At 73.0% G+C, this 26,018-nt stretch carries 22 protein-coding genes and 2 pseudogenes; 13 read left to right on the top strand and 11 right to left on the bottom strand.

Features of this window, described 5'->3' with window-relative positions:
* Positions 1-146 precede the first annotated feature (146 nt).
* Positions 147-1,364, bottom strand: coding sequence for a sensor histidine kinase (locus tag ACFVT1_RS24505; protein WP_389799029.1), 1,218 nt, complete (start codon positions 1,362-1,364; stop codon positions 147-149).
* 144 nt (positions 1,365-1,508) lie between these two features.
* Between ACFVT1_RS24505 and ACFVT1_RS24500 the strand changes: the two genes are divergently transcribed.
* On the top strand, positions 1,509-1,712 hold the full coding sequence (locus tag ACFVT1_RS24500; RefSeq protein WP_389799027.1) for a hypothetical protein: 204 nt from the start codon (positions 1,509-1,511) through the stop codon (positions 1,710-1,712).
* Positions 1,713-1,855: 143 nt separating this feature from the next.
* On the opposite strand, the pseudogene ACFVT1_RS24495 reads toward ACFVT1_RS24500, so the two are convergent.
* Positions 1,856-2,086 (bottom strand): annotated as a pseudogene (locus ACFVT1_RS24495) (EamA family transporter); the annotation flags it as partial.
* A 365-nt stretch (positions 2,087-2,451) separates the two neighbouring features.
* Between ACFVT1_RS24495 and ACFVT1_RS24490 the strand changes: the two are divergent.
* Together ACFVT1_RS24490 and ACFVT1_RS24485 are read left to right on the top strand one after the other, a co-directional pair.
* Positions 2,452-3,213, top strand: a complete 762-nt coding sequence (locus tag ACFVT1_RS24490; RefSeq protein WP_389799025.1) for an SDR family NAD(P)-dependent oxidoreductase — start codon at positions 2,452-2,454, stop codon at positions 3,211-3,213.
* A gap of 152 nt (positions 3,214-3,365) precedes the next feature.
* A pseudogene (locus ACFVT1_RS24485) lies at positions 3,366-3,912 on the top strand (aldo/keto reductase); the annotation flags it as partial.
* 58 nt (positions 3,913-3,970) lie between these two features.
* Here the strand turns inward: ACFVT1_RS24485 and ACFVT1_RS24480 are convergent.
* The 3 genes from ACFVT1_RS24480 to allB form a co-directional block, all read right to left on the bottom strand.
* Complete coding sequence (locus tag ACFVT1_RS24480; protein WP_389799022.1) at positions 3,971-4,300, bottom strand: putative quinol monooxygenase; 330 nt, start codon at positions 4,298-4,300, stop codon at positions 3,971-3,973.
* Positions 4,301-4,405: 105 nt separating this feature from the next.
* Entirely contained in the window at positions 4,406-5,521 is a 1,116-nt protein-coding gene (gene alc / locus ACFVT1_RS24475; RefSeq protein WP_389799019.1) for an allantoicase, read from the bottom strand.
* Positions 5,522-5,523: 2 nt separating this feature from the next.
* Positions 5,524-6,867 (bottom strand): allantoinase AllB, encoded by a 1,344-nt coding sequence (gene allB, locus ACFVT1_RS24470; RefSeq protein ID WP_389799016.1) that lies wholly within the window; start codon positions 6,865-6,867, stop codon positions 5,524-5,526.
* 341 nt (positions 6,868-7,208) lie between these two features.
* On the opposite strand from allB, the gene ACFVT1_RS24465 reads away from it, so the two are divergent.
* Positions 7,209-8,009, top strand: a complete 801-nt coding sequence (locus ACFVT1_RS24465; protein WP_389799014.1) for an IclR family transcriptional regulator — start codon at positions 7,209-7,211, stop codon at positions 8,007-8,009.
* Between the two features lie 37 nt (positions 8,010-8,046).
* Here ACFVT1_RS24465 and ACFVT1_RS24460 read toward each other — a convergent pair whose 3' ends face one another.
* Both ACFVT1_RS24460 and ACFVT1_RS24455 read right to left on the bottom strand, forming a co-directional pair.
* Complete coding sequence (locus tag ACFVT1_RS24460) at positions 8,047-8,727, bottom strand: ABC transporter ATP-binding protein (protein ID WP_389799013.1); 681 nt, start codon at positions 8,725-8,727, stop codon at positions 8,047-8,049.
* A complete protein-coding gene (locus tag ACFVT1_RS24455; protein ID WP_389799010.1) occupies positions 8,724-9,818 on the bottom strand; it encodes an ABC transporter permease in 1,095 nt (364 codons plus the stop codon). The genes ACFVT1_RS24460 and ACFVT1_RS24455 overlap by 4 nt, the downstream gene beginning before the upstream one ends.
* A gap of 110 nt (positions 9,819-9,928) precedes the next feature.
* Between ACFVT1_RS24455 and ACFVT1_RS24450 the strand changes: the two genes are divergently transcribed.
* Positions 9,929-11,143 (top strand): sensor histidine kinase, encoded by a 1,215-nt coding sequence (locus tag ACFVT1_RS24450; protein ID WP_389799007.1) that lies wholly within the window; start codon positions 9,929-9,931, stop codon positions 11,141-11,143.
* Positions 11,140-11,784, top strand: a complete 645-nt coding sequence (locus tag ACFVT1_RS24445) for a response regulator (protein WP_389799005.1) — start codon at positions 11,140-11,142, stop codon at positions 11,782-11,784. Before ACFVT1_RS24450 ends, ACFVT1_RS24445 begins: the two co-directional genes overlap by 4 nt.
* A 16-nt stretch (positions 11,785-11,800) precedes the next feature.
* Here the strand turns inward: ACFVT1_RS24445 and ACFVT1_RS24440 are convergent, their stop codons facing one another.
* Positions 11,801-12,103 carry a DUF5955 family protein gene (locus ACFVT1_RS24440; protein ID WP_362197384.1) on the bottom strand — a complete coding sequence of 101 codons (303 nt, stop codon included), beginning with the start codon at positions 12,101-12,103 and terminating at the stop codon, positions 11,801-11,803.
* Between the two features lie 257 nt (positions 12,104-12,360).
* On the opposite strand from ACFVT1_RS24440, the gene ACFVT1_RS24435 reads away from it, so the two are divergent.
* Both ACFVT1_RS24435 and aceB read left to right on the top strand, forming a co-directional pair.
* On the top strand, positions 12,361-12,966 hold the full coding sequence (locus ACFVT1_RS24435) for an NTP transferase domain-containing protein (RefSeq protein ID WP_389799002.1): 606 nt from the start codon (positions 12,361-12,363) through the stop codon (positions 12,964-12,966).
* A gap of 234 nt (positions 12,967-13,200) precedes the next feature.
* A complete protein-coding gene (gene aceB, locus ACFVT1_RS24430; protein WP_389799000.1) occupies positions 13,201-14,820 on the top strand; it encodes a malate synthase A in 1,620 nt (539 codons plus the stop codon).
* A gap of 232 nt (positions 14,821-15,052) precedes the next feature.
* Here aceB and ACFVT1_RS24425 read toward each other — a convergent pair whose 3' ends face one another.
* On the bottom strand, positions 15,053-17,341 hold the full coding sequence (locus ACFVT1_RS24425; RefSeq protein ID WP_389798998.1) for a glycosyl hydrolase family 18 protein: 2,289 nt from the start codon (positions 17,339-17,341) through the stop codon (positions 15,053-15,055).
* Between the two features lie 360 nt (positions 17,342-17,701).
* On the opposite strand from ACFVT1_RS24425, the gene ACFVT1_RS24420 reads away from it, so the two are divergent.
* The 4 genes from ACFVT1_RS24420 to ACFVT1_RS24405 are packed head-to-tail and all read left to right on the top strand — an operon-like array spanning position 17,702 to position 23,085.
* Positions 17,702-18,838 carry a gala protein gene (locus tag ACFVT1_RS24420; protein WP_389798996.1) on the top strand — a complete coding sequence of 379 codons (1,137 nt, stop codon included), beginning with the start codon at positions 17,702-17,704 and terminating at the stop codon, positions 18,836-18,838.
* The gene (locus ACFVT1_RS24415; protein WP_389798994.1) at positions 18,835-20,601 is read left to right on the top strand and encodes an ankyrin repeat domain-containing protein; all 1,767 of its coding nucleotides are present in this window, start codon (positions 18,835-18,837) and stop codon (positions 20,599-20,601) included. Before ACFVT1_RS24420 ends, ACFVT1_RS24415 begins: the two co-directional genes overlap by 4 nt.
* The gene (locus ACFVT1_RS24410) at positions 20,598-21,872 is read left to right on the top strand and encodes a sigma 54-interacting transcriptional regulator (protein WP_389798992.1); all 1,275 of its coding nucleotides are present in this window, start codon (positions 20,598-20,600) and stop codon (positions 21,870-21,872) included. The genes ACFVT1_RS24415 and ACFVT1_RS24410 overlap by 4 nt, the downstream gene beginning before the upstream one ends.
* A gap of 55 nt (positions 21,873-21,927) precedes the next feature.
* The gene (locus ACFVT1_RS24405; RefSeq protein ID WP_389799125.1) at positions 21,928-23,085 is read left to right on the top strand and encodes a VWA-like domain-containing protein; all 1,158 of its coding nucleotides are present in this window, start codon (positions 21,928-21,930) and stop codon (positions 23,083-23,085) included.
* A 45-nt stretch (positions 23,086-23,130) separates the two neighbouring features.
* Here ACFVT1_RS24405 and ACFVT1_RS24400 read toward each other — a convergent pair whose 3' ends face one another.
* On the bottom strand, positions 23,131-24,123 hold the full coding sequence (locus tag ACFVT1_RS24400; protein WP_389798990.1) for a fibronectin type III domain-containing protein: 993 nt from the start codon (positions 24,121-24,123) through the stop codon (positions 23,131-23,133).
* A gap of 342 nt (positions 24,124-24,465) precedes the next feature.
* Here ACFVT1_RS24400 and ACFVT1_RS24395 point away from each other — a divergent pair, with 342 nt between their 5' ends.
* Complete coding sequence (locus ACFVT1_RS24395; RefSeq protein WP_389798987.1) at positions 24,466-25,071, top strand: TIGR03086 family metal-binding protein; 606 nt, start codon at positions 24,466-24,468, stop codon at positions 25,069-25,071.
* 145 nt (positions 25,072-25,216) lie between these two features.
* Here the strand turns inward: ACFVT1_RS24395 and ACFVT1_RS24390 are convergent, their stop codons facing one another.
* Positions 25,217-25,900 (bottom strand): alpha/beta fold hydrolase, encoded by a 684-nt coding sequence (locus ACFVT1_RS24390; RefSeq protein ID WP_389798985.1) that lies wholly within the window; start codon positions 25,898-25,900, stop codon positions 25,217-25,219.
* Positions 25,901-26,018: the final 118 nt, after the last annotated feature.

Here is a 26,018-nt window from a genome sequence, read left to right as displayed (position 1 = left end):
CCAGGGCCGGAGACCCGGCGCGCCGGAGACCGTCGCATCCGCCCGTCAACGCCCGCCGGCCTCGGCGGGCACGGCCGACACAGCGGCCGTGGCAGGACGGGCCGCAGGTCCGTGGCGGGCCTCGCGGCCTCGGCCGTCCATGGCGGTCAGAGCGGCCACGGCAGCCAGGCCCGGATACCGAAACCGCCACCCGGTTCCGCTCCGTGGTCGAGGCGGCCGCCCGCCAGAGTGGCGCGCTCGGTGAGGCCGATGAGCCCCTGGCCCGAGCCGGGGACCTGCTCGAACGGTGCGGTCGGTGCCGGATTGAGCACCTCGATGGTGAGGCCGTCGCCCGGTCCGCCGGCGACCGTGACCGAGACCCCGGCGCCGGGTGCGTGTTTGCGGGCGTTGGTCAGGCCCTCCTGCGCGATGCGGTAGACCGTCCGGCCGGTGGCCGCGGGCGCCGTAGCGGGGTCGGCGATGCGGTAGTCGAGAGCGACGTCCATACCGGCCAGCCGGGACTCCGCGATCAACGAGTCCAGGGTGGCCAGAGTGGGCTGCGGCCGGTTGCCGTCGCTCTCGCTCGGGCTGCGCAGGACTCCGATGATCTCGCGGAGGTCCTGGAGCGCCTCGTGTGCGCTGTCCCGGATGACCCCGGCGGCGCGCGCCACTTCGGCCGGGGGTGCGTCGGGACGGAATTCGAGGGCGCCCGCGTGGACGCTGAGAAGGGTCAGCCGGTGGGCCAGCACGTCGTGCATCTCCCTGGCGATGGCCTCGCGGGCCAGCCGCTGGGCCTGCTCGGCCCGGAGCTCCGCCTCGGTCTCGGCCCGGCGGGCCCGCTCGCGCAGGGTGACGACGAGCTGGCGCCTGGACCGTACGACCATGCCCCAGCTGAGCACCAGCAGGGACAGCAGCACGCCGATGACCGTCGACCCGACGAACGAGGTGTTCGGGTCGGGGCGCAGATACGGCTGCACCGGCGCGACGAGCAGGGCGAGCACGCCGATGGCCGCCACCGGCCGGAACGGGCGGTGCACGGCCACGCTGAACAGGGCCACGAGCACGGCTCCGGCGGCGACCGGCTCGACGGTGGCGAGCAGGGTCAGGCCCACCGCGACACCGACCGGCCAGCGCCGCCGCACCCACAGGGCGCAGCAGGCCGCGGCGCCCACCAGGCAGTCGATGAAGACGACGCCTTCGGGTGCGGTGTGGCCCGCGTCGATCGCCGCCGCGGTGAGCAGGCCGATTCCGGCCGCGCAGAGGAAGGCGGTGAGGTCGACGACCCAGTCCCGCACGGTGCGTCGCGCGCGGCCGCCCTGGTCGCCGGGCAGCTCGGGGTCGGCCATCGCCGAGGGCAGCAGCCAGCGGTACTCCGTACGCGTCATACGACAAAACTACCCAGGTCAGGCAGGTGACCCGACCGTCCGGGCGCGGCGAGCGACCAAAGTCGCGCGACGCGAGACTTTCGGCCGAGCCCCGCAGTCCGGCGGCCGACGCGGTGATGGGACGGCGCCCGCGAGGCTCTCGCCATGAAGAAACTCTGCGAGTCGGCCGGTTTCCTCGTCTTCGCCCAGGGGGTCGCCGGACTCCTCCACGAATGGACAGGGTGGTTCCGGTTCTGGACGGTGGTGCGACGGCTGGACTTCATCGCCCCGCACGCGATCTTCGTCGACATCGTGTTGGTCGTGACGGGGGTGGCGGTGATGGTCGCCGCCGACCGGCTCAAGGAGTAGCCGGAGCCACCGCCCGCCGGCCCCAGCCGGTACCGGCGAGCACCAGCAGGGCACCCATCGCGCCGAGGACGCCGAGTCGCTCACCGCCGATGGCGATGCCCACGGCGGCGGCCCACAGCGGTTCCGTACCGAGGAGCAGGCTGAGCGCCCGCAGCCTGCGCCGGCCGGCCGGCCACCACCAGCACGGGCAGCACCACGGCGAAGCGCAGCACGAGGACGGCGACGACGGTCTGCGCGGTGGTGATGCCCTTGGCCGCGAGGTAGCTGGAACCCCAGACGACGGCCACGAGCAGCACGGGCAGATCGGTGAGCCGGGCCCGGCGGGGCGGGGCGAGGGCGGGCACGGCGATCGAGGAGTTCTCCTGGTTCTCCACGGCGGGTTCCCCACGGCAGGCGGGGGGAACCGTTGCGGACACGCTGTGGAGACCTCGACGGCTCACACGCGGAACGATCAAAGTACCGGTCGGCACCCGCGGCGGCTGCTGTGCCGTTCACCCACCGGTGGAATCGGCCACCCGCCGAACCCCTCCGCCCGAGCCGCCGTCGCCGCCGTCCGGATCGCTTCGGCCGACCCGGCGGGACCCCGCTCGCGACCGCACCGGATTAGGCGTCCGATTCCCGCCGGTTTCCGCCGCTCGGAAGATCTTTCCTTGTCCGTGCCGGAGGACCCGGGCGTCGCAGGACCTGGCGCCACGTCCCCGGACACGCCCGACCGGAACCACGGACCAGGAGACCCTCCATGACCACGAACAGCACGACCACGGCCCCCGGCACGGCCAGGACCGCCCTCGTCACCGGCGGCAGCCGGGGCATCGGTGCGGCGACCGCCCTGCGGCTGGCCCGGGACGGCGCCGATGTGGCGCTGACGTACGTGCGGGACGAGGACGGCGCCCGCACGGTCGTCCAGGAGATCCGGTCGTACGGCCGTCGCGGCATCGCCCTGCGCGCCGACTCGGCGGACCCGGACGCCGCCCCGGCGGCCGTGCACCGTGCCGCGGACGCGCTCGGCCGGCTCGATGTCCTGGTCAACAACGCCGGCATCGGCGTCCTCGGCCCCATCGGGACCCTCACCCCGGACGATGCCGACCGGGTGCTCGCGATCAACGTGCGGGCGGTCTTCCTGGCCTGCCGCGCGGCGGCGGAGCTGATGGGGCACGGTGGCCGCATCATCTCGCTCGGCACGGCGCTGAGCCGTCACGCGGGCGGCCCCGGCTCCACTCTCTACACGATGAGCAAATCGGCGCTGTCGGGCCTCACCAAGGCGCTCGCACGCGAGCTCGGCCCGCGCGGCATCACGGTCAACCTGGTCCAGCCCGGCCCCGTCGACACGGACCTCAACCCGGCCGACGGCCCGTTCGCCGCCGGACAGCGCTCCGCGACCGCGCTGGACCGGTTCGGCACGCCGGAGGAAGTGGCCTCCCTGATCGCCTACCTGGCGAGTGGCGAGGCGGCGTTCATCACGGGTGCGGAGTTGGCGGTGGACGGCGGCCACACGGCCTGATCCTGCTCCGCGAACGGCCCGCCCAACGGCTTCGGACCGGCCCGCACCGGGCCGAACCGGGCCGAACCGGGCCGAACCGGGCCGGCCCGGCGAGGGGCTTCCCGGACGGCGTCGCAGCGGCAAGCGCCGGACGGCGCCCCGTGCCGGTCCGCCGGCGCAATCTCGGGCTGGAGTACGTGGACCTGTACCTCATCCACTGGCCGTTGCCCCGGCTCGATCTGTACGTCGGCACCTGGAAGGCGCTGGTCCGGCTCCGCGAGGACGGTCTCGTGCGTGCGATCGGCGTCTCCGATTTCACCGCGGCCCAGACCGACCGGCTGGAGCGGGAGACGGGGGTGCTGCCCGCCGTCAACCAGATCGAGACGCATCCGCGCCCCCGCAGGAAGAACTGCGCTCCGTGCACGCCGCCAAGGGCATCGTCACGGAGAGCTGGAGCCCGCTCGCCCGGGGCCGGAAAGTGCCGGCCGACCCGGAGCTGGTCGCCATTGCGGAGGCGCACGGTGTGACGCCGGGCAGGCCGTGCCGCGCCGGCACACCCAGCTCGGTGCCGTACCGATCCCGAAGTCGGCCGATCCGGGACGGCAGCACGAGAACCTCGACCTGTTCGGGTTCGGACTGACGCCGGACGGGCCGGCCCGCATCTCGGCCGGGCCGCAGCGGCGGTTCGGCGGCGATCCCGAGGTCCACGAGGAGTTCTGAGAGGGCCGTCGCGCCGATGTGCCCGCGCGGGCATGCGCGGGCACATCGGCGGGGCGCGTCACCGCGAGCGCGGGGTGACCTCCGCCATCCGGGACCAGCCCTCGCCCGGCACCTCGACGTTGATGATCTGCGGGGTCTCGGCGACGAGATCCGCCATCAGGTCCATCGCCGCCGCGAAGTGCTCCGACTTCACATGGGCCTCGCCGGCCTCGGGGGAGGCGAAGGCCTCCAGCAGGACGAACTCGTCGGGGTTCTCGACGCTGTACGACCACTCGAAGAACACGTTGCCCGGCTCCTTCCGGGTCGCGAGCGTGAAGGGCTCGACGGCCGGCAGCCAGTTGTCACGCTCGCCACTGCGAACGGTGAATTTGACGGCGATGAAGATCATGCGTCCAGGGTCGCACAAGCCCCGGACACGGACTCATCGGGCACACCCGGACGATGCCGGACGGGTCGGGCACCGGCCCGTCCGGCACGCGGGCGGGCGGGGAAGCTATCCGCCCAGCTCGCGGTGGCGCGCGGCCAGTCGCGCGGTCCCCTCCTCGGTCGGTGACCCGAACAGCCGCAGCCGGGAGATGCCGCCGTCCGGGAAGATGTCGATCCGGACGTGCGTGGCCCGCACCGCGTCCGGCAGGACGAAGCGGTGGTTGGTGTCGGGCTGCAGCCGGGTCCGGGGCAGTACTTCGGTCCAGTCGCCGCCGTCCCCGTCGCGGGCGGAAAGGCTCGCCCAGCCCGCCGAGTTGCCCTTCAGATACGCGGTGTCGATCTCGACGGCCCGGATCTCCGCCTGTTCGACCAGCCGGTAGCGGATCCAGTCGTTTCCCCTGTCGCGCCGGCGCCGGGTCTCCCAGCCGTCGTCCATCTTGCGGGACCTGCCCGGCTGGATGGTGTGGACGGCCGGGGAGTAGAAGCGGTCGGAGGCGTCCTCGACCGTGCCGCCGTTCTCCAGCGCGACCAGATCGAAGGTGCCGAGCGCGGCCAGCCAGACCGGGTCGGGGGCGACCTCGCCGTGCACCCGGAGCCGGGCTATCCCGCCGTCGGGGTGCTGGTTGACCCGCAGATGGGTGACGCGATGCCCGGCCGCGACGACGAATCCGTTGGCCGCGTGTCCGCCGACGGCCGTACGCGGTACCAGCGTCGTCCACTTCACCCCGGGCGCGAGGAGCTCCTCGGGCGACGGGGAGCCGGGGACGCAGGCCGCCTCGACGGAGACCGCCTGCGGGTAGTTGCCGCGGAAGTGCGCGGTGTCGACGACGATGCCGCGTACGACTCCGGGTGCGCCGAGGCGTACCAGCGCCCAGTCGTGGTCCTCGTCCGCCGGGTGCGGCCGGTCGGCGACCGCACCGCGGCGGCGCCGGGTCTCCCAGCCGTCCATGATCTTGCCCTTGTGGCCGAAGCGCTCGGGGTCGAACTCGGCGGGTTCCGGATTCAGCAGGTTCTCGCGCTCGGCGAAGAACTCGTCGTTGGCGGCGATCACCCCCGCGCCGAGGCGCCGGTCGGCGAGGTCGACGAGGTCGGTGAAGGGGAGATCGGCGGTGCGGTAGTCCGCGTACGGGTCGCCGCCGCCGTACGGATTCGCGTCGCCGGTGAAGCGGGCTGTCGCCGTCATGGTCAGTGGTTCCTTTCGAGGAGGCGGCCGGTGGGTTCGCCGACGGTGCCGTCCGCCGCGATCCGCCGCCCGCGGAGCCAGGTCGACTTCACGACGCCGTGCAGGGTCTTGCCGGCGTAGGCGGTGACCTGGTTGCGGTGGAAGAGTCCGGCGGGGTCGACGGTGAAGGTCTCGTCGGGGGCGAGGACGGCGAAGTCGGCGTCGCGGCCGGCCTCGATGGCCCCCTTGCGGGCCAGCCCGGCCAGTTCGGCGGGGGCGGCCGACATCCAGCGGACGACGTCGTCGAGTGAATGGCCGCGCTTGCGGGCCTCGGTCCAGATGACGGGCAGGCCCAACTGGAGGGAGGAGATGCCGCCCCAGGCGGTGGCGAAGTCCGGCGTCTTGAGGTCGGCGGTGCACGGCGAGTGGTCGGAGACGATGCAGCCGATCGTCCCGTCGGCCAGGCCGTCCCACAGCGCGTCCTGGTTGGCGGCCTCCCGGATCGGCGGGCAGCACTTGAACTCCGTGGCCCCGTCCGGGACTTCCTCGGCGGTGAGGGTGAGGAAGTGCGGGCAGGACTCGACGGTGACCCGTACACCCTCACGCCTGGCCGCGGCGATCATCGGCAGCGCGTCGCCGGAGGACAGGTGCAGCACATGGATCCGGGCGTTCAGCCGCCTGGCGTGCGCGAGGAGTCCCTCGATCGCGGTGTTCTCGGCGTCCCGGGGCCGGGAGGCGAGGAAGTCGGCGTACGCGGGCCCGCGGCGCTGGGGGGCGGAGGCCAGGTGGCGCGGGTCCTCGGCATGCACGATCAGCAGCCCGCCGAAGCCGGCGATCTCGGCCATGGACCGGGCCAGCTGCTCCTGGTCGAGTTCCGGGAACTCGTCGACACCGGAGGGCGACAGGAAGCACTTGAAACCGAAGACCCCGGCCTCGTGCAGCGGACGCAGGTCCTGGGTGTTGGACGGGACCGCCCCGCCCCAGAATCCGGTATCGATGTGCGCCTTGGGGGCTGCCACCTGCTGCTTGGTGCGCAGATGCGGGACGGTGGTGGTCGGCGGGAGGGAGTTGAGCGGCATGTCGAGCAGGGTCGTGATGCCGCCCGCCGCCGCGGCGCGGGTGGCGGTGCGGAAGCCTTCCCACGCGGTGCGGCCGGGGTCGTTCACATGGACATGGGTGTCGACGAGTCCGGGCAGCAGGACGTCGTCACCGAAGTCCTCCAGCCGGGCGCCGGGCGGCACCTCGGTGCCGTACGGCAGGACGGCACCGATTCTCCCGCCCGCGACCGCGACCGCTGCGGGGCGCGTCCCGTCCGGGGTGGCGACACGCGTCGAGCGCAGTACCAGCTTCACGTCCGCACCGGACACCCGTGCTCCTCACTTCGGACTTTCGGCCGCTGACAGATTCAACGAACTGTTGAAGGAGTCTTCACTCGGGATTCAGGCCCGTCAAGACCCCACTCTCCTCGCCGGGACCCCGCCGGACCACCCGCACCCACGACTGGAGGTTTCCACAAAGTAAAAGACAAATTTCGAAGAGCGGAACGTAGCATGGGACCAGTGCGGCACCGCGGAACCGGCCCGCCGACTGCGGACACCGGGACAAAGGGGCTCTGACCGGCCAGGACGCCGCACCCTGAGCAGTGGGCCGATCCGAAAGCGCCCGGTACTCTGCTGACTTGCCCTTACGCCTCGAAAGGACCGTTGACGTGCCGCCGTCCCACGCCAGCACATCCGACTCCAAGCCCGCCGCGTCCAGTGGTGGTGTGCAGTCCCTTGAGCGCGCCTTCGATCTGCTGGAGCGGATGGCGGACGCCGGGGGCGAGGTCGGGCTGAGTGAACTCTCCGCGAGCAGCGGGCTTCCGCTGCCCACCATCCACCGCCTGATGCGCACGCTGGTGGTCTGCGGGTACGTGCGCCAGCAGCCGAACCGCCGCTACGCGCTCGGCCCGCGGCTGATCCGGCTCGGCGAGTCCGCCTCCCGGCTGCTCGGCACCTGGGCCCGCCCGTACCTCGCGCGCCTGGTCGAGGAGACCGGCGAGACCGCGAACATGGCGCTGCTCGACGGCGACGAGGTCGTGTACGTGGCGCAGGTGCCGTCCAAGCACTCGATGCGCATGTTCACCGAGGTGGGCCGCCGGGTGCTCCCCCACTCCACGGGCGTCGGCAAGGCACTGCTGGCGCACACGCCCCCGGAAGAGGTACGGGCGCTGCTCGCCCGTACCGGAATGCCGGCCGCCACCGAGAAGACGATCACCACCCCGGACGACTTCCTCGACGCGCTGGAGCAGGTCCGCAGGGCCGGCTACGCGATCGACGACAACGAGCAGGAGGTCGGGGTGCGCTGCCTGGCGGTCTCCGTTCCCGACTCGCCCACCTCGGCCGCGATTTCGATCTCGGGCCCGGCGGGCCGGGTGACGGAGGCGGCGACGGAGCGGATCGTACCGATCCTGCAGCAGGCCGCGAGAGAGCTGTCCGACACGCTGGCCGGCAGCGGTTCCACCGGCTGAGGCGCCGGGGCCCCGTGCCGTCGGGGCCCCGACCGCCTCAGGCCGGTGCGGGGGCCGTCAGGCGTCCGTCGTCCATCATGACCGTGCGGTCCGCACGCTCCAGATGGGCCCGGTCGTGCGTGACCATCACCGTCGCCGTCGAGCGCTGCCGGGTCAGTGCGACCAGCAGGTCGAGGACGGCCGCCCCGCGCTCGTGGTCGAGCGCGCTGGTCGGTTCGTCGACGAGCAGCACCGCCGGATCATTCATCAGCGCCCGCGCGATGTTGACCCGCTGGCGCTGTCCGCCCGACAGCTGATGGGGCCTGCGGCCGGCCTTGTCCGCGAGGCCGACCGCCTCCAGCAGCTCCAGCGCCCGGCCGCGGGCGCCGCGCACGGCGCCGCCCGACAGATGGGTCATCACCTGAAGCTGTTCGGCCGCGGTGAGGGACGGCAGCAGGTTGGGCTGCTGGAAGACGATCCCGACGCGTTCGCGCCGCAGCTCGGCCTTCTCTGCACGGCCGAGCCCCGCGGTGTCCCTGCCGGCGACGACGACCCGGCCCTCGTCGGCGGTGACCAGGGTCGCGGCCACCGCCAGCAGGCTGGACTTGCCGGAGCCGGACGGCCCGACGACCGCGGTGAGGGAACCGGCGGGCACCTCCAGCGAGACCCGGTCCAGCGCGGTGAGCCGGCCGTCGCCGTCGGGATAGGTGAGGGTGACATCGGCGAGGGTGAGGGTCATCGGGCACTCCCGAGTGCGGTGAGCGGGTCGACGGCGGTGATCCGCCGGATGGACAGGGCCGCCCCGACGGCACCGAGGACGATCATCACGGCAGCCGGGACCAGGACGGTCGTCGCGTCGAGGACGAACGGCACGGCACCGCCGCTGATCACCGCGCCGGCGCCCGAGGCCAGCGCGGTGCCCACCCCCGTGCCGGCGGCGAGCATCACGACGGCCTGCCCGAGCGCGTCGCGCAGCAGATACGGGGTGGAGGCGCCGAGTGCCTTGAGGACGGCGACATCACCACTGCGCTGGATCGTCCAGACGGTGAAGAACGCGCCGATGACCAGGGCCGAAATGGCGAAGAGGAAGCCGCGCATCAGCTGGAGCGAGCCGTTCTCGGCCTGGTAGGAGCCGATCGCGGTGAGGGAGTCCGCGAGGGAGAGCGTGCGGGTGCCCGCCGCTCTGTCGCCCGCGGCGACATCGGCGCCGTCGGCGGTGGTCAGGGCGATCACCGTGGCGTGCCGCGCCGGGTCGCCGTCGGCCCCGCCGAATCGTTGCCAGTCGTCCAGCGAGGTCCACACGACCGGCGTGTGGCTGTACGAGGCGTCTGCCGCGACCGAAGCGACGGTGACCTCGGTGCCGCCGAGCCGCAGCCGGTCCCCGGCCCCGGCCCCCAGGTCGTCGGCGGCCTGTTCGGACAGCACCACCTTCCCCGCGCCGACCGGCGCTCCCCCGGCGGGGGCCAGGCGCCCGCCCGGCCGAACACCGAACGCCGAGACCGCGGCCGTGCGCTTCCCCTCGACAGTGGCGGCGTTGAGCGTACGGATGCCGAGCGGCTCCGCGTCCCGCACGCCGGGCTGCTTCGCCCAGCTCCGCCAGGCTTTCTCCTCGACGGTCGAATCGGTGAAGGACACCGACCGGCCGTCGGGCGGGGCGGCGAACGCGAGGTGGTCGGCGTTCAGCCCCGTGACGGCCGAGGTGTTCTCCCGGGCCAGACCGGCCGTGAGACCGGACAGTAGACCCACGAGCAGCGTGATCAGCACCACGACCGAGCCCATGAGCGCGAACCGGCCCTTGGCGAACCGGAGATCTCTCCATGCGACGAACATGGCTCCAGCCTGGCCGCGCGGACCTGCGGAAACATCGCTCGGCGGTGGGGCCCGGCATCAACCTTTCGATTGACCGGAAGCGGGCACCGCCCGTCTACGCTGGACGAATCATGGATTCACGTGCCCATCCCCCCGTCGTCGCCGCGCTGCGGATCTGTCTGCACGCGCTGCTGGTGGGACTGCTCGCGCTCGCGGCGGTACGGGCCGTCGGTGACAGCGCACCGCACGCCACCGCCGTCACCGTGGTCGCCTGTGTGATGGCGGGGGCGTACGCGGCGGGCGCGCTCGCCCCCGCCGTCCAGCCGCACAACCGCGCCGCCGCCCTGTGGCTGGCACTGCTGGGCGCCGTCTGGCTGGTGCTGCTCGTCCTGTCGCCCGAGGCCCTGTGGGTGGCCTTCCCGCTCTACTTCCTCCAGTTGCATCTGCTGCCGACGCGCTGGGCCCTGCCGGCCGTCGCGGTCACCGCCGCCGCCGCCATCGCCGCCTTCGTTCTGCACGGCCGGGCCGTCACCCCCGGTGCCTTCATCGGCCCGCTGCTCGGCGCGGCGGTCGCGGTCGCGACGGTCCTCGGGTACCAGGCGCTGTTCCGGGAGAGCGAACGGCGCCGCGAGCTCATCGAGGAGCTGATGTCGACCCGGGCGGAGCTGGCCGAGGCGGAACGTTCGGCCGGCACGCTCGCCGAACGCGAGCGGCTGGCCCGCGAGATCCACGACACCCTGGCCCAGGGCCTGTCCAGCATCCAGTTGCTGCTGCGCGCCGCCGAACGCACCCTGCCCACCGGTGCTCCCGCCACCGCGCACGTGCGCCGGGCCCGCGAGGCCGCGCAGGACAACCTCGCCGAGGCCCGCCGCTTCGTCCGCGCCCTGTCCCCGCCCGACCTGGAGAACGGCTCCCTGGCGGCCGCCCTGGAACGCCTCTCGGCCCGCACCACGGGCCCCGGCCTCACCGTGCGGTTCGCGGTCAGCGGCTCACCGGTGGAGCTGCCCACTCCGTACGAGGTGGCGTTGTTGCGCATCGCCCAGTCGGCGCTGGCCAACACGGTGCGGCACGCGGAGGCGGGGCGTGCGGAGATCACACTCAGCTTCATGGAGACGTCGGTTTCCCTGGATGTCGTCGACGACGGCCTCGGTTTCGTCCCGGGGGACGGTGGGCCGGTCGCCGCGGACACCGGTACCGGCGGCTTCGGGCTCCCCGCGATGCGCTCCCGGGCCCGTTCGCTGGGCGGCACGCTCAGTGTCGAGTCGGCGCCCGGTCAGGGCACGGCCGTCGCCCTCACCCTCCCGCTCCCCCTCCCCGACGGCCGGACAGGACTGGATGCCGCATGACACCCCCCGCCCCCGCCCCGATCAGGCTGCTGCTCGCCGACGACCATCCGGTGGTGCGGGCGGGGCTGCGGGCCGTTCTGGACGCCGAACCCGACTTCCGCGTGGTCGCCGAGGCGGCCACCGCCGAACGGGCCGTCGCGCTCGCCGCGACCGGGGAGTTCGACGTCGTCCTCATGGACCTGCAGTTCGGCGCGGGAATGCACGGCTCCCGGGCCACCGCGGCCATCACCGCTGAGGCGGGCGCGCCCCGCGTCCTGATCCTCACCACGTACGACTCGGACGCGGACATCCTGGCCGCGGTCGAAGCGGGCGCCGCCGGCTATCTGCTGAAGGACGCCCCGCCGGAGGAGCTGGCGGCGGCGGTGCGCACCGCCGCGACCGGCCGTTCGGCGCTCGCGCCGGCCGTCGCGCACCGGCTGATGGACCGCATGCGGACCCCGAGGCAGGCCCTGACCAAGCGTGAGCTGGAAGTCCTGCAGCTGGTCGGCGAGGGCCTGTCGAACCTGCAGATCAGCAAGAGGCTCTTCCTCAGCCAGGCGACGGTGAAGTCCCACCTGGTGCACATCTACGCGAAGCTGGGCGTGGACTCCCGTACCTCGGCGGTCGCGGCGGCGACGGCCCGCCGGCTGATCCGCCGCTGATCCGGGGCGTCGTACGTCAGGGGCGCGGCGGCTCGCCGAAGAGGTCCACGGCGACGCGTACGTCCCTGAGCGCGGAGGCCAGCGCGCTGACCGAGCCGATCGCCCCCGCGATCAGCAGCAGCGAACGGCGCAGCCGGGGAATCTCGGGTGCGCCGCTGATCGCCATCGCGTCCAGCGCGGCCAGTTCGTCCTCGGCGATCCCTCGGTCCGGGAACTCCCCGGGATGCCCCGCCAGCTCACGGCGGAGCCGGGAGACGGCCGTGCGCAGCTCCGCGACCCTCGGATCCTCGCCACTGCTGGTCACCCGCGTCTGCCCCACGCTTCGCAACAAAGCACTCCCCCTCGCACGTCCTTGTGCAGGTGTTCCGACCGGGTCCCCGTCTGTGGTCAAGTGTCCGGGGATGCCCGCAAGTTAACGCCATGAAAGGTGCCGAGCGCCACTCCGCGGGCGGAATTCGGGGGTCCCGTACGGGTGATGCGCATGGTCGCTCAATGGACGGGGTCACCCGCCCATCCGTGACCGCGCCGCCGCCGTCCGCTTGCGCGAAGCGGGTGCGCCCGGGGTATCCAGTCCGCATGACTCGAACGACACGGACCCCGGTGGTCGCCGGGCTGCTGCTCGCCGCGGGCGGCGGACGGCGACTCGGCGGGCGGCCCAAGGCACTGCTCGAACACCGCGGCCGGCCGCTGGTGGAGCACGCGGTACGGATCCTGCGGGAGGGCGGCTGCGACCGGGTGCACGTGGTCCTGGGCGCCGCGGCCGAGGAGGTACGCGCCCGCGCCGACCTCGTCGGCTGCGCGGTGACCGTCAACCCCGGGTGGACCGAGGGCATGGGCTCGTCGCTGCGGGCGGGGCTCGGGGCGCTGGCCGGTACGGGGGCGGACGCGGCGCTCGTCCTCCTCGTCGACCAGCCGGGCATCGGCGCGGACGCGGTGGCGAGGGTGCGATCGGCGTACCGCTCCCGGACGAGCCTCGTGGCCGCCTCGTACCGCGGTGAGCGCGGCCATCCGGTGCTGTTCGGGGCCGGACGGTGGGCGGACGTCGCGGCCGGAGCGGTCGGCGACCAGGGCGCTCGGGCGTATCTGCGGACCCACCGCGATGCGATCACGCTCGTCGAGTGTTCCGATGTGGCTCAGGCGTACGACATCGACACGGTGGAGGACCTGAAGCGCCTTGAGTGAGCGGACCGGCACGCCGCGCCGACGCCGTCCCACGTGTGTCGACCCGGAGAATCTCGACATCAACAAACCATTGAACTTCCACCATGAGGAAACTACTATCCACTGGTCAGAAGCCCTCTGCCTCTCAGACGGCGACCACGGCCGTATCCCGGAGTCCTGGCACGCCGTGCCGCTTCAGGCGATCCGGCGACTGTGAGACGCCGCCCGCACCGCCCGCTGAAGGAGTGACAGCTCATGTCCGCACCAGCGCCGTCCCCGCTGGCCATCGTCGATGCCGAGCCCCTGCCCCGGCAGGACGAGGTCCTGACCGACGCGGCTCTCGCGTTCGTGGCCGAGCTGCACCGGCAGTTCACGCCCCGCCGTGACGAGCTGCTCGCCCGCCGGGGCGAGCGCCGCGCCGAGATCGCCCGTACCTCCACACTTGACTTCCTTCCCGAGACGGCGGCGATCCGCGCGGACGACTCCTGGAAGGTCGCACCGGCCCCGGCCGCGCTCAACGACCGCCGGGTGGAGATCACCGGCCCGACCGACCGCAAGATGACCATCAACGCCCTCAACTCGGGCGCCAGGGTCTGGCTCGCCGACTTCGAGGACGCGTCCGCCCCCACGTGGGAGAACGTCGTCCTCGGCCAGCTCAATCTGATCGACGCCTACACCCGCACCATCGATTTCACGGACTCCCGGTCGGGCAAGTCGTACGCCCTGAAGCCGGCCGACGAGCTCGCCACGGTCGTCACCCGCCCCCGCGGCTGGCATCTGAACGAGCGCCACCTCCAGCTCGACGGCACCCCGGTGCCGGGCGCGCTGGTCGACTTCGGCCTCTACTTCTTCCACAACGCCCAGCGCCTCATCGACCTCGGCAAGGGCCCGTACTTCTACCTCCCGAAGACGGAGTCGCACCTGGAGGCCCGCCTCTGGAACGACATCTTCGTCTTCGCCCAGGACTACGCCGGCATCCCGCAGGGCACGGTCCGCGCGACCGTCCTCATCGAGACGATCACCGCCGCGTACGAGATGGAGGAGATCCTCTACGAACTCCGCGACCACGCCTCCGGGCTGAACGCGGGCCGTTGGGACTACCTCTTCTCCATCGTCAAGAACTTCCGCGACGGCGGCGCCAAGTTCGTCCTCCCGGACCGCAACGCGGTGACGATGACCGCCCCGTTCATGCGCGCGTACACCGAACTCCTCGTCCGGACCTGCCACAAGCGCGGCGCGCACGCCATCGGCGGCATGGCGGCCTTCATCCCGTCCCGCCGCGACGCCGAGGTCAACAAGGTCGCCTTCGAGAAGGTCAAGGCCGACAAGGACCGCGAGGCCCACGACGGCTTCGACGGCTCCTGGGTCGCCCACCCGGACCTGGTCCCGATCGCCATGGCCTCCTTCGACGCGGTCCTCGGCGAGAGGCCGAACCAGAAGGAACGCCTGCGCGAGGACGTCTCGGTGGCCGCGGGTGACCTGATCGCCATCGACACCCTCGACGCCAAGCCCACGTACGACGGCCTGCGCAACGCCGTCGCGGTCGGCATCCGCTACATCGAGGCGTGGCTGCGCGGCATGGGCGCGGTCGCCATCTTCAACCTGATGGAGGACGCGGCCACCGCGGAGATCTCGCGCTCGCAGATCTGGCAGTGGATCAACGCGGACGTGGTCTTCGAGAACGGCGAACACGCCACCGCGGACCTGGCCCGCAAGGTCGCCGCCGAGGAACTCGCCGCGATCCGCGCCGAGACCGGCGACGAGGCGTTCGCGTCCGGCAGGTGGCAGCAGGCCCACGACCTCCTCCTCCAGGTCTCCCTGGACCAGGACTACGCGGACTTCCTGACCCTGCCGGCATACGAGCAGCTGGCCTGAGTCCGGCTCGGGCCCGGCTCGGGCCCGGCTCGGGCCCGGCTCGGCCCCGCCGACGGGTCGATCGCGGTGATGTCCCGCACCCACATCCCGGCCGGCCCCGGATCCAGCGCCGTACCGGCCGCCGGGCGGGCACCCCGGGTGCCTGGACGGCCGGCGTCGGGTCCTGGCCGGGTGAGCCGTCACGGTCCCGTGGAGTCTGTGCGCCCCCACGGGACCGTGCGCCTGCGGTCGGCTACTTCAGTCCGGTGTCAAGGGCGTTGAGCAGTGTGCCCTGGGGCGTGTCGCCGGACATCTCCCAGACCATCACCCCCAGCAGGCCCCTGTCCTTCACGTATGCGGTCTTCTTGCCGATGGACCAGATGTCGTCGAAGGACCACCACTGGTTGCCGGTGTAGCCGTACGTGGACACCGACTGCTCGTCGTGGTGGACCGTCATCGTCGGGTACGCGCCGATGAGGTTGGCGTAGCCGCGGGTGCCGGCCTCCTCCGCGAACTGGCCGGGGGCGGCGCCTCCGGCGGACTGCCATTCGCCCGCCGCTCCGCCGTCGGTGACGTTCTGCCAGCCGCGGCCGTAGAAGGGGATGCCGAGGGTCAGCTTGCGGGGTTCGACACCCGCGTCCGTATAGGCCTTGATGGCGGCGTCGGCGCTGAAGTGGAAGTCGTACGGGTCCTGGGCGTCGGTGTAGAGGTTGGCCTGATGGCCGGTGCGGTCGGGTTCCCAGGAGTTGTCGCTGCCGGAGCCGTGGAAGTCGTAGCCCTGGACGTTGGCCACGTCGAGGGAGTCGAAGACCTTGCCCAGGTCCCATCCGTCGCCGATCTTCTGCGGGTCGGCGGGGGTGAAGGCGGTGAGGAGGCGGTGGCCGCCGCCGAGGGCGTCCATCTGCTTGCGGAACTCGGCGAGCAGCAGGGTCAGGTTGTCCTTGTCGTTCGGTGAGTAGTGGTTGCCGGGGTGCCCGGTGCCCGTGCCCGGCCATTCCCAGTCGATGTCGAAGCCGTCGAAGATGCCGGCCGCGGTACCGGGGCCGCCCGCGCCGCTGTACTCGGGCAGGTTGCCCTTGATGTACATGTCGACGCAGGAGGAGACGAACTTCTTGCGGGAGGCGTCGGTGGCCGCCACGTCGGAGAAGTACTTCGAGTACGTCCAGCCGCCGAGCGAGACCACGATCTTCAGGTCGGGGTGGAGCTTCTTGAGCTTCTTCAACTGGTTGAAGTTGCCGCGCAGTTTGCCCCAGCCGTCGTCCGCGACGCCGTCGACGGACTGGGCGGCACTGAACGGGCGGGCGTAGTCGGCGTCGGCGTCTCCGGCGCCGGTGCCCTGTTCGGGGTCCTCGGGGTCGGCGGTGGTTCCCTTGGTGACACCGTTCAGGCAGGTGAGGTTGGCGGGGTCGATGTTGGCGAAGGCGTAGTTGACGATGTCGAGCTTGCCCGCGGCCCCGGAGTCCTGGAGGTTCTTGACGAAGTACTGGCGGCCGTAGATGCCCCACTGGACGAAGTAGCCGACCTTGGCGTAGTTGCCGGTGCCGACGATGTCGTCGGTCTTCACCGTGAGCGCGTTGCCGGCCGGGGAGGCGTTGTCCGCCGCGTCACGGGCCTTGACGGTGAAGGTGTACGAGGTCGAGGGGGAGAGTCCGCCGATGGTGGCGGTGGTCGTCGTGCCGGACACCGTGGTGGCCAGGACGCCGCCCCGGTAGATGTCGTACGCGGCGACCCGCTGGTTGTCCGTCGCGGCGGTCCACGCCAGGGTGACGGACGAGGAGTCGGCCGCCGTGGAGCGGAGCGAGCCCGGGGCGGTGGGCGGGGAGGTGTCGGTGGCCGGGTCGACGGTGGTGACCGCCAGCGGGGCGCTCTCGGCGGAGGTGTTGCCCCGGGTGTCCTTGGCCCGGACGGTGAAGGAGTAGGCGGTGGCCGGGGTCAGTCCGGTGACCGTCGCGGTGGTGGCCGCGGTGGCGGTGCCGACCACCTTGCCGCCGGCGAGGATGTCGTAGGACGCCACGGGGAAGTCGCCCGCCGCGGCCGCCGTCCAGGACAGCGAGGCGGTGCGGGCGGTGACGTCGGTCTGTTTCACCCCGCTCGGCGCGCCCGGCGGCACGTCCGCGGAGCCGTCGCACTTGTCGCCGTTGACCCGGCAGCCGGTCGGTGCGGTGATCGGACCGGTGGCCACGAACCAGAAGCTGTACGGCTCGGTGGTGCTGTGCGCCGCGACGGTTCCGTTGTAGTGGGCGTTGACCGCGGTGATGTGGCTGCCCTGGGTGGTGACGGTGCCGTTGTAGGAGGTGTCGATCGCGACCCCGGCGGGCAGGTCGAATTCGAGGCTCCACCCCGTGACGGCGGTGTCGGTGTCGTTGCGCAGGACGTAGGTCCCCTTCCACCACGACCCGTTGTCGGCGGAAGTGAAGGTGGCTGTCAGCTTGCCCGCCGCGTGTGCGGGTGCCGACTGCAGGGACAGCAGCGCGAGGAGGAGTCCGAGAACGGCGGCGGAGGCGGTCGCCGTTCTCCTTCTGAAGGTCATGTGCTCGAACATGGTTCTCCCTTGAGGCAGGGACCGGTGAGGCGGTCCTGAGGGGGAGCGGGATTCCGTGGTGCCATGGAGCACAGGGGAAACTAAATGGTCTGGACCAACTCGTCAAGAGGTACAGACCATTCTTCAACAACGGTACTGGTGTGCGAATTTGATGCCGCTGCGGTTAGGATCACGTACGGCAAGGCTGTAGCGCAGAGGTCGTCGCGCCCTAGCATCAAGCTGGAGGACGTCGGTTCGAATCCGACCGGTCTTGCCGCCTTTTCGTGGAGAAGAGTCGATGGCGTCGGTTCGTCCCGAGCGGGCGGAGGACGCGGTCGCCCTCTCCTGGCCGGGTACCGGCGGGGGACCTGGGGAGTAGTGATGTTGCAGCCGATGCCCGTGCGCTGTCCCGCGATCGAGCACCCGGACATTCCGCTCGCCGACGCGGCCCTGCTGGATCCGCTGCTGGAGCGGCTGGCAGCGGCGCGCCCCGTCGAGACCGACGAGACCTTCGCGCTCGGCGCGCTGCGGGCGGACGGGCGGGTCGACCTCTGCAAGCAGGGACTCGGGGCGGCGGGCGCGGCCCGGGTGATGCCCGCGGTCGCCGGCTCCCCGCACGCCGCGCATGTGCTGCTCGGCACCAACTCGCTGGGGGACGAGGGCGCGCGGGCCGTCGCCGGCGCACTGGGCCGGGGCGGCCACGGGCTGCGCACGGTCTACCTCGGCTGCAATCGCATCGGACCCGACGGAGTCACGGCACTCGCCGGGGCGCTGAGCGGGGACGACACCGTCAGGGCACTGTGGCTGAAACGCAATCCCGTGGGTGACGCCGGTGTCCGCGCGCTCGTCCCGATGCTCCGCCGCAACACCGTTCTGCGCACCCTCGACCTGGTGAACAGTGGCCTCACCGCCGAGGGCCTCACCGCCCTGCTGGCCGTGCTGAGCCGACGGTCCCGGCCCGTCGAGCGGCTGTTCCTCGGGGGCAACGGCCTCGGCGCCGAGGCCGCCCCGCTGCTGGCCGCGCTGATCCGGGACGCGGGGGTGCGGGAGCTGTACCTTCCGTCCAACCACCTCGGTGACGCGGGGGCCGCCGTGCTCGCGGCCGCCGCCGACCCCGCCCGCCCGGTCCGGCTCGGCCTCGGCGGCAACGGGATCGGGCCCGCCGGGGCGCGCGCCCTGGCCGACGCGCTCGACGGGATCGAAGGACTCGATCTCGGCCGGCCGCCCTCGGAGCGCAGCCTCGGGGCCCCGTCCAATGTCACCGGTGACATCGGGGCCGACGCGCTGGCCGGTGCGCTGCACGGCAGTCCGCTGCGGCGGCTGGAACTGCGCCACACCGGACTCACCGGGCGGGGCGCGAAGACCCTGCTCGCCGCTGTCGACGCCGACTCGTGCCTGGAGTACGTGGGGCTGGGCCCCGGGCTCCCCCGCAAGGTGAAGCGGTCCTTCGCGGCGCGACTGCGCCCGGACCGCGGTGCCCATGCGGACCTGCGCGCGGTCAGGAGCGTCTACCGGTGAGCCCGGACGAGGCGGTCCGGTTCTTCGACCCGGAGGAGATGGCGAGCCTGCGGCAGGTACGCCGGTACGCGGTGCCCCGGTGGATGATCGAGGCGTCCGCCGAACGGCGCGCGGCCGGGGACTGGCGGGGTGCCTGCGCGGCGGCCCGGTTCGACGCGGCGTTCGATCTGCCGGAGGTCTCCGCGCGGTACGGGCCGGACGTGGCCGGAGCGCTTGAGTCCGATCTCCTTCATCTGGTACCCGACCTGGTGCGCTGGCACCTGCCGCGCGTGCTGGGCGGGCGCTCGACGCTCGCCACCGACCTGACCGTAGTCCTGGCGGGCTACGGCGGCACGGCGCAGCTGCCCGGGGCCGCGGCCCCGTACCTGTACCTGCGCACTCCGCCCATGGCCGACGGACCGCAGGGGATCTCGCTCCGGTTCGGGGCGGTGCGGGCCGGCACCGTAACCGGTGCCTTCCGTCCGGGCGTCACGGACTGGCGGGCCCGCCGTTACCTGTGGGACGCGCGCCGCACCGACGAACTGCGTGCACGGGCCGGCGGTGCGGACCGGCTGCCGTTCCTCCACGCCGACGGCACACCGCTCGGAGCGGACGAACTGCCCGACGCGGACCCGGGCGCCGGTGACCCGGTGGCCCGCGCCGAGTGGGCGACGCTGCTGTACCAGCGGGGCCAGGTGACCGCATCGCTGGCGGTGGTCGGCATCGACCTGGATCCGACCGAGCCGGAAACGCCGTCGCGGTACCGGGCGACGCCGGAGTCAGTCCTGGCCCATCTGGCACTCGACGTTCCCCGGCTGGCGTCGGAGGCCGGGCGGTACGCGGAGCTGCACGGGGCGTCGCGCCTTCGGATCGCCGAGGACTGGCGTGCCGACGTCCTGCTGGAGTTCACGGGCCGCGGCAGTGACCGACGTCTGCGGATCAGGCTCGTCCAGCAGGAAGCGGCCGGGGACGTTCTCCCCCTCCCCCCGGCGCTCCGGCAGCGGCCCCCGGACCTCGATCTGCTGCGGGTCGGCGCTCTGACGCCCGCGCAACTGCATCCGCTGGTCGCCGAGTCCCTCTTCCCCGGCCTCGGCGCGGCGGCGGGGCCGCCGGGACCGACGCCTCCCGCGCCGGTGCGGGTCAGGTGCCGTGGTGAATGGCACGAGGTCGTCTTCCGCGACGGAGAACTCGGCTCCCCGCACAGCCCGCAGGAGCGAGCGCGCGAGAACGCGCTGCGGGCCTTCGGCGGCGCCGTCACCGGCTGCTTCGCCGTGGAGCACACCTGCACCTCCGGCACCGGCCGGCTGCCCAAGGCCCTGCGGGTGCAACTGCGGGAGCTGTTTCTGCGCGCCCAGCACGGGGACACACCGGGGGTCCTGGAACTCCTGGACGCGGGCGTCGACCCCCGGGTGCGGGACGGCGGGCAGCGCAGCCTGCTCCATGTGCTGCACCTCCTCGACCACGAGCCCCTGCTGCCCCGGCTCCTGGCGGCCGGTCTCGACCTGGAGGCCCTGGACCACCGGCAACGCACCCCGCTCTGTGTGGCGGTCGGCGACGGCGGTTCGGCGGAACTCGTGACGGCGCTGATCGACGCCGGGGCGCGGATCGATGTCGTCGACCCGATGGAACTCTCGCTGGGCCAGGTGATCCGCAAGTACCGGCGGACGGATCTGGCCTTCCTCAGGGAACGGGTGGAGAAGGAGCATCCGGACATCGGGGCCGAATGGTGGGACGAGTGGGAAGAAGAGAAGGACGACCAGTACGAGGAGGATGAGGACGGGTGAGCACCATCGCCCCCGGCACACCGGGACCGGCGCCCGCACCGCGGCCTCCCGCCGCACCGGAACAGCCTCCCGTACCGCAGCCTCCGGCCGCCGCACCGGGACCGCTGGACGCCGCCGACGAGCTGAACCGCAGGCTGCGGACCTCGCGGACCGAAGCCGCCGCCAATCCGCAACTGGAGGCGCTGGCACTGGCGGTGACGGCGAATCAGCCGGTGCTGCTCTGGGGTGAGCCGGGCATCGGCAAGTCGGCCGGCATGGAGCAGCTCGCCGCCGGGCTCGGCCTCGGTCTCGAGACGGTCATCGCCAGTGTGCACGAGCCCTCCGACTTCGCGGGGCTGCCGGTCGTCGGTGACGACCCGGCCGTGACCGGGGTGCCGATGGCCCCGCCGGACTGGGCGGTCCGGCTCGCGCGCACCGGCCGGGGGCTGTTGTTCTTCGACGAGTTGTCCTCCGCTCCCCCGGCCGTGCAGGCGGCGCTGTTGCGCGTCGTGCTCGAACGCCGCGTGGGCAGCCTGACGTTGCCGGAGTCCGTACGCATCGTGGCGGCGGCGAATCCGCCGTCGAGCGCGGCGGACGGCTGGCACCTCAGCCCACCGCTCGCCAACCGTTTCGTACACCTCCAGTGGACGCACGACCCGCGCACCGTCGCGCGCGGTATGGCCGGTACGTGGCCCGAGGTGGCCGTGCCGGTCGTCGACGCCGCCCGGGTTCCGGGAGCGGCGGCGCGGGCCCGCGGCGCGGTCTCCGGCTTTCTGACCGCGCGGCCGGGGCTCGTCCACCACATCCCGGCCGACGCGGAGAGCCGGGGCCGGGCCTGGCCGTCCCCGCGGGCCTGGGACATGGCACTGCGGCTGCTCGCCACCGGGTACGCGACGGGCGCCGGGCGGGAGGCCGTGGCCGCCGCGCTGACCGGGGCCGTGGGGGACGGCGCGGGCATCGAGCTGCTGTCCTACCTGGAGAACCTCGACCTGCCCGACCCCGATCGCGTACTGGCGAACCCCGCCGCGTTCGCCCTGCCCGAACGCGGCGACCGGCAACTGGCCTTCCTCATCGCCGTCGTCGCGGCCGTCCAGGGCGATCTCACCAGGCGCCGCTGGGAGGCGGGCTGGACGGTGCTGGCGAAGGCCGTCGACGCGGGTGTGCCCGATGTGGCGGCGAGGGCGGCGGTGGATCTGGCGGCGATGCGGGACACCGACTGGTCGGTGCCGGAGGGCATCGACGCCTTCCTGGAGCTGCTGCAGCTGTCCGGCGCCCTGCCGCAGATCGGCTGAGGCGGACACGTCGGTGCCGGAACCGGAAACCGCCCCGGGGCGGCCCCAGTTGGACATGACCAAGCTGCTCGCCGCCCGCTACCGGGCGGCGACCGGCCGGCCCTATCTGGCCTCGGCGCTGTACGCGCTGTCGGTGGTGGCGAGCACCGGCGTGCCGACGATGGGCGTGGACCGGCACTGGCGCTGCTATGTGTCCCCCGCCTTCGTCGACGCGACGCCGGTGGCGGAACTCGCCGCGGTGTGGGTGCACGAGGTGGCGCATCTGCTGCGCGACCACCACGGGCGCGCCGGACGGCTGCCCGCCGCCGACCAGCGCGACCCGCACCGCGTCAATGTCGCCCAGGACTGCGAGATCAACGACGACCTCATCGCCGACGGGCTGCCCCTGCCGGCCGGACGGATGGAGCCGCGGCTCTTCGGCCTGCCGACCGGGCAGCTCTTCGAGGCGTACCTCCCCCATCTGCCGCCGGGTCCGCCCCCGCACGACTGCGGGTCCGGCGCCCATGGACAACCGGTGCCCTGGGAGCTGACCGGGGAGGACGGGCCGAACCGCCTGGGTCCGGTGGAGGCCGAGGCGCTGCGGCGCCACACCGCGGAGGCGATGCGCGCGCACCGGCGCAGCCGGGGCACCCTTCCGGCGGGCTGGGAGCGCTGGGCGGACCAGATCATGGAGCCCACGGTCGACTGGCGGCAGGCGCTCGCGGGCGCCGTCCGGGAGGCGGCCGCCTGGGCCGCCGGAGCGATCGACTACACCTATCGCCGGCCGTCCCGCCGCAGCGCGGCGCTCCAGGGCGTCGTGCTGCCCAGCCTGCGCCGTCCGCTGCCCCGGGTGGCCGTCGTCATCGACACCTCGGGGTCGATGGGTGACGAGGAGCTCGCCTCGGCGCTGGCGGAGGTCACCGGGGTGCTGCGGGAGGTGGGCATCCGGGGCAACCGCGTCACCGTGCTGGCCTGCGACGCCGATGTGCGCAGCGTGTCCCGGGTGACGGCCGCCGCGCAGATCACCCTGGGCGGGGGCGGCGGCACCGACATGCGCGTGGGTATCGCCGCCGCGCTCGCGGCGCGGGACCGGCCGAACATCGTGGTCGTGCTCACCGACGGCTACACGCCCTGGCCGGAGGAGGCCCCCTCCTGCCGGCTGGTGGCGGCGCTCATCGGCCCGGCCGCCCCGCAGCCCCCGGCATGGGTGGAGACCGTCCGCGTCACCGGCTGAGCCCGTCCGGGACAGTGCCCCTGCGCCGACGGACCCTGCGCAGGCTCAGTCGCCGAGGACGACCGTGCGCTGGGCGGAGAAGTCTCCCCACTTACCGTCCGGCAGCTTGGCGCGGATCTTCATCGAGTAGCGGGTGCCGCGCGGGTCGGCGACGGTGAGCCGGTAACCCGCCCGGCCCGTGGGCGGGGTGGAGCCCCACACGATCGTGGTGGTCAGCCGGCCGTCCATGAAGAGCTGGTACGCGGGGATCTCCCCGCCCGTCTCGGGCTGCTTCCAGTCCAGGTCGACGGCGTACTCCTTGCCCTGGACGCGGTTGGTGATCCGCAGGTCGGTGGGGGCGGTGCCGGCGGGTGCGCCCGGTGCGGACGCGGTGGTGAGATCCAGGGCGTTGCTGTCCGGCGAGGAGGTGTCGGCGGCGTCGCGGGCGCGGACGGTGAAGGTGTAGACGGTACCGGGGCGCAGACCGGTCAGATGCGCCGTGGTCCGGGTGCCGGGCACGCTGTGGATCCGGGAGCCCTCCTGGTAGATGTCGTACGAGGTGACGCCGACGTCGTCCGTGGAGCCGCCCCAGGAGAGGTTCGCGGCCCGGCTGCCGTCCGCCGCGCCGCGCAGTTTCACCGGACGCGTCGGCGGCTCGTGGTCGGTGGGGGTGGGGGCGGGTGTGGTGACGGTCGCGGCGGCGCTCGGCCCGGAGAGGTTCCCGGCGGCGTCACGGGCCCGGACGGTGAAGGTGTACGCGGTCGAGGCGGTCAGCCCGTCGACGTCGATCATCACCTTGGCCGCCGGGACCGTCCTGACCCTCTCGCCCCCGCGGTAGACCTCGTAGCCGGTGACCGCCTTGTTGTCGGAGGCCTGTTCCCACATGACGTGCACCGAGGTCGCGCTGCTGGCCTGCGCCGTCACATGGCCCGGCGCCGTGGGTTTGCGGGTGTCGGCCTCGGGGGCGGAGCCGCAGGCGGTGAGCGCGGCGAGGAGCAGAGCGGCGGAACAGGCCAACGCGGCGGTTGCGTGGGGGCGTTGCACGGTCGTGCCTTCCATCCGGCGGGCAATGGTCCAGACCTGTATCGCATGGCGTGGGGGTCGACGACAAGAGGGTGGAGCGGAACGTTCCGCAATGTGCCGGTGTGCGCAGGCGATCGGACGCCGGTGATCCACGGGCGCGGTACGCGGGGTGGCGTGCGGTCGGCCGGTGCCGTGGGGCCGGGTCTCGCTGCCGGAGCGCGGAACAGGATGTTCCGGATCGACGGCGAACCCGCCGTACCGTTCGCGCCGCTGGACCGGATGGCGGCGCGGGGCGCGGCGTTCGCGAGCCGGATCGCCCTTGGGGGACGCGTCGTGCGATGAGCGATGAGTTCCGGGCGCCGGAGCGGTCTGAACTGTATGGACACGCACACGGAGACAACACACACGATCGATCTGGAGCCCGCGGCCCGGCAGATCACGGGCCTGCTCGACGGCATCGACGAGCAGCGGCTGGCGGGCCCGACGCCCTGCCCCGACTACACGGTCCGGGAGCTCCTCGCCCATGTGGCCGGACTGAGCGCGGCCTTCCGCGACGCCGCGCGGAAGAGCTTCGGTCCGACGACCGACACCGCCCCGGACTCCACCCTTCCGGTCCTCGCCGGCGACTGGCGCGAAACGCTGCCGCCGCTGCTCGACGAGCTGGTGACGGCCTGGCGCGATCCTGCCGCCCGACAGGGAATGACCAGGGCGGGCGGTGTCGACATGCCGGGCGAGGTGGCCGCGGTGGTCGTGCTGGACGAACTGGTGATCCACGGCTGGGACCTGGCACGATCGACCGGCCAGACGTACGAGGCGGACGAGGCGGGCCTTCGCGTCTCGCTGGCCATGCTGACGCCGAACGACGCCGTCCCCCGGTCCGAGCGCATCTTCGGCCGGCCGGTCCCGGTCCCGGCCGACGCGTCCCTCGTCGACCGGACCGTCGCCATGAGCGGCCGCCGCCCGGACTGGCGACCGGGCGACTGAACGGGCCGGTCCGAGGCGGTGTGCGGGGCGGCCCATGCGGGCCGAGGCGGGAACCAGCAGGTCCTCCGCCCCTCGCCCGGTCCCGGCGAGCTACGGCACGGCACGGGCCCGACAGGCCCGGCGCGGGCCGGCCGCCGCCGGTTCCTCAGCTGGTGAAGAACTCCGTGATCTGCTGGGCGACCTGGTCGGGATGCACCTCGTGCACCCGGTGACCGCCCCCGATCGTGATCAGCCGGCAGTCCGGGATCAGCGAGGCCATGTCCTGCAGGCGCCCCTGGGGCATGGTGGACTCCGGGCCGCCGGCGATCATCAGCGTCGGCGCGACGATCTCGCCGAGCCCGGCCGCCCACTCGGGGTCGGGGTCGGACACCTCGGCCCGGATCGGAGCGACGGCGGCCCAGTCGTAGTCCACCGGCCCCTCCGGCTCGGCGGCCGGCTCCGGCTCACCCGGGAACGGCGGCGGGGTCTCCACCAGCACCAGTCGCTCCACCCGGTCCGCGTGCTCCTGGGCGAGCAGGTGGGCGACGACTCCGCCCATCGAGTGGCCGACCAGGCCCACCCGGTCGAGCTCGCACTCGTCGAGGAAGCCGAGGACGTCGTCCCGCATCAGCTCGACGGAGTACTCGTCGGGCCAGTCGCTCTCGCCGTGCCCCCGCAGATCGAGGGCGTACACCCGCCACTCCTCGCCGAGCAGGCTCCCGGCCGCCTCCCAGCTCGCGGCGGAGCCGCCGAGGCCGTGCAGCAGGACCACGGGGGAGCCGAAGGGGTCGCCCCAGGTCCGATACGCCAGCCGTACATCGCCGACGTCGACAACAGATTGATCGTCCATGCCCCTGACGCTACAGGCGAACGAGCGGGCACTTGTCCTCGCGGCACCCGTCAAACCCGCGATCGGCGGGCGCGAGGAGCGTCCGGCCCATCAGCCGCGTGCGCCGGTGCACGTGCCA

This window comes from Streptomyces sp. NPDC057963 (assembly GCF_042887155.1).
GTDB lineage: Bacteria > Actinomycetota > Actinomycetes > Streptomycetales > Streptomycetaceae > Streptomyces.
The sequence above is the reverse complement of the archived record's forward strand: the minus strand, read 5'-3'. Positions and strand labels throughout refer to the sequence as shown.

Bases quoted from the DNA above. Each gene is read 5' to 3' on its own strand.
- ACFVT1_RS24505 (WP_389799029.1), bottom strand. From the start codon at position 1,364: ATGACGCGTACGGAGTACCGCTGGCTGCTGCCCTCGGCGATGGCCGAC.
- ACFVT1_RS24500 (WP_389799027.1), top strand. From the start codon at position 1,509: ATGAAGAAACTCTGCGAGTCGGCCGGTTTCCTCGTCTTCGCCCAGGGG.
- ACFVT1_RS24490 (WP_389799025.1), top strand. From the start codon at position 2,452: ATGACCACGAACAGCACGACCACGGCCCCCGGCACGGCCAGGACCGCC.
- ACFVT1_RS24480 (WP_389799022.1), bottom strand. From the start codon at position 4,300: ATGATCTTCATCGCCGTCAAATTCACCGTTCGCAGTGGCGAGCGTGAC.
- alc (WP_389799019.1), bottom strand. From the start codon at position 5,521: ATGACGGCGACAGCCCGCTTCACCGGCGACGCGAATCCGTACGGCGGC.
- ACFVT1_RS24460 (WP_389799013.1), bottom strand. From the start codon at position 8,727: ATGACCCTCACCCTCGCCGATGTCACCCTCACCTATCCCGACGGCGAC.
- ACFVT1_RS24455 (WP_389799010.1), bottom strand. From the start codon at position 9,818: ATGTTCGTCGCATGGAGAGATCTCCGGTTCGCCAAGGGCCGGTTCGCG.
- ACFVT1_RS24450 (WP_389799007.1), top strand. From the start codon at position 9,929: ATGGATTCACGTGCCCATCCCCCCGTCGTCGCCGCGCTGCGGATCTGT.
- ACFVT1_RS24445 (WP_389799005.1), top strand. From the start codon at position 11,140: ATGACACCCCCCGCCCCCGCCCCGATCAGGCTGCTGCTCGCCGACGAC.
- ACFVT1_RS24435 (WP_389799002.1), top strand. From the start codon at position 12,361: ATGACTCGAACGACACGGACCCCGGTGGTCGCCGGGCTGCTGCTCGCC.
- aceB (WP_389799000.1), top strand. From the start codon at position 13,201: ATGTCCGCACCAGCGCCGTCCCCGCTGGCCATCGTCGATGCCGAGCCC.
- ACFVT1_RS24425 (WP_389798998.1), bottom strand. From the start codon at position 17,341: ATGTTCGAGCACATGACCTTCAGAAGGAGAACGGCGACCGCCTCCGCC.
- ACFVT1_RS24420 (WP_389798996.1), top strand. From the start codon at position 17,702: ATGTTGCAGCCGATGCCCGTGCGCTGTCCCGCGATCGAGCACCCGGAC.
- ACFVT1_RS24405 (WP_389799125.1), top strand. From the start codon at position 21,928: ATGACCAAGCTGCTCGCCGCCCGCTACCGGGCGGCGACCGGCCGGCCC.
- ACFVT1_RS24400 (WP_389798990.1), bottom strand. From the start codon at position 24,123: ATGGAAGGCACGACCGTGCAACGCCCCCACGCAACCGCCGCGTTGGCC.
- ACFVT1_RS24395 (WP_389798987.1), top strand. From the start codon at position 24,466: ATGGACACGCACACGGAGACAACACACACGATCGATCTGGAGCCCGCG.
- ACFVT1_RS24390 (WP_389798985.1), bottom strand. From the start codon at position 25,900: ATGGACGATCAATCTGTTGTCGACGTCGGCGATGTACGGCTGGCGTAT.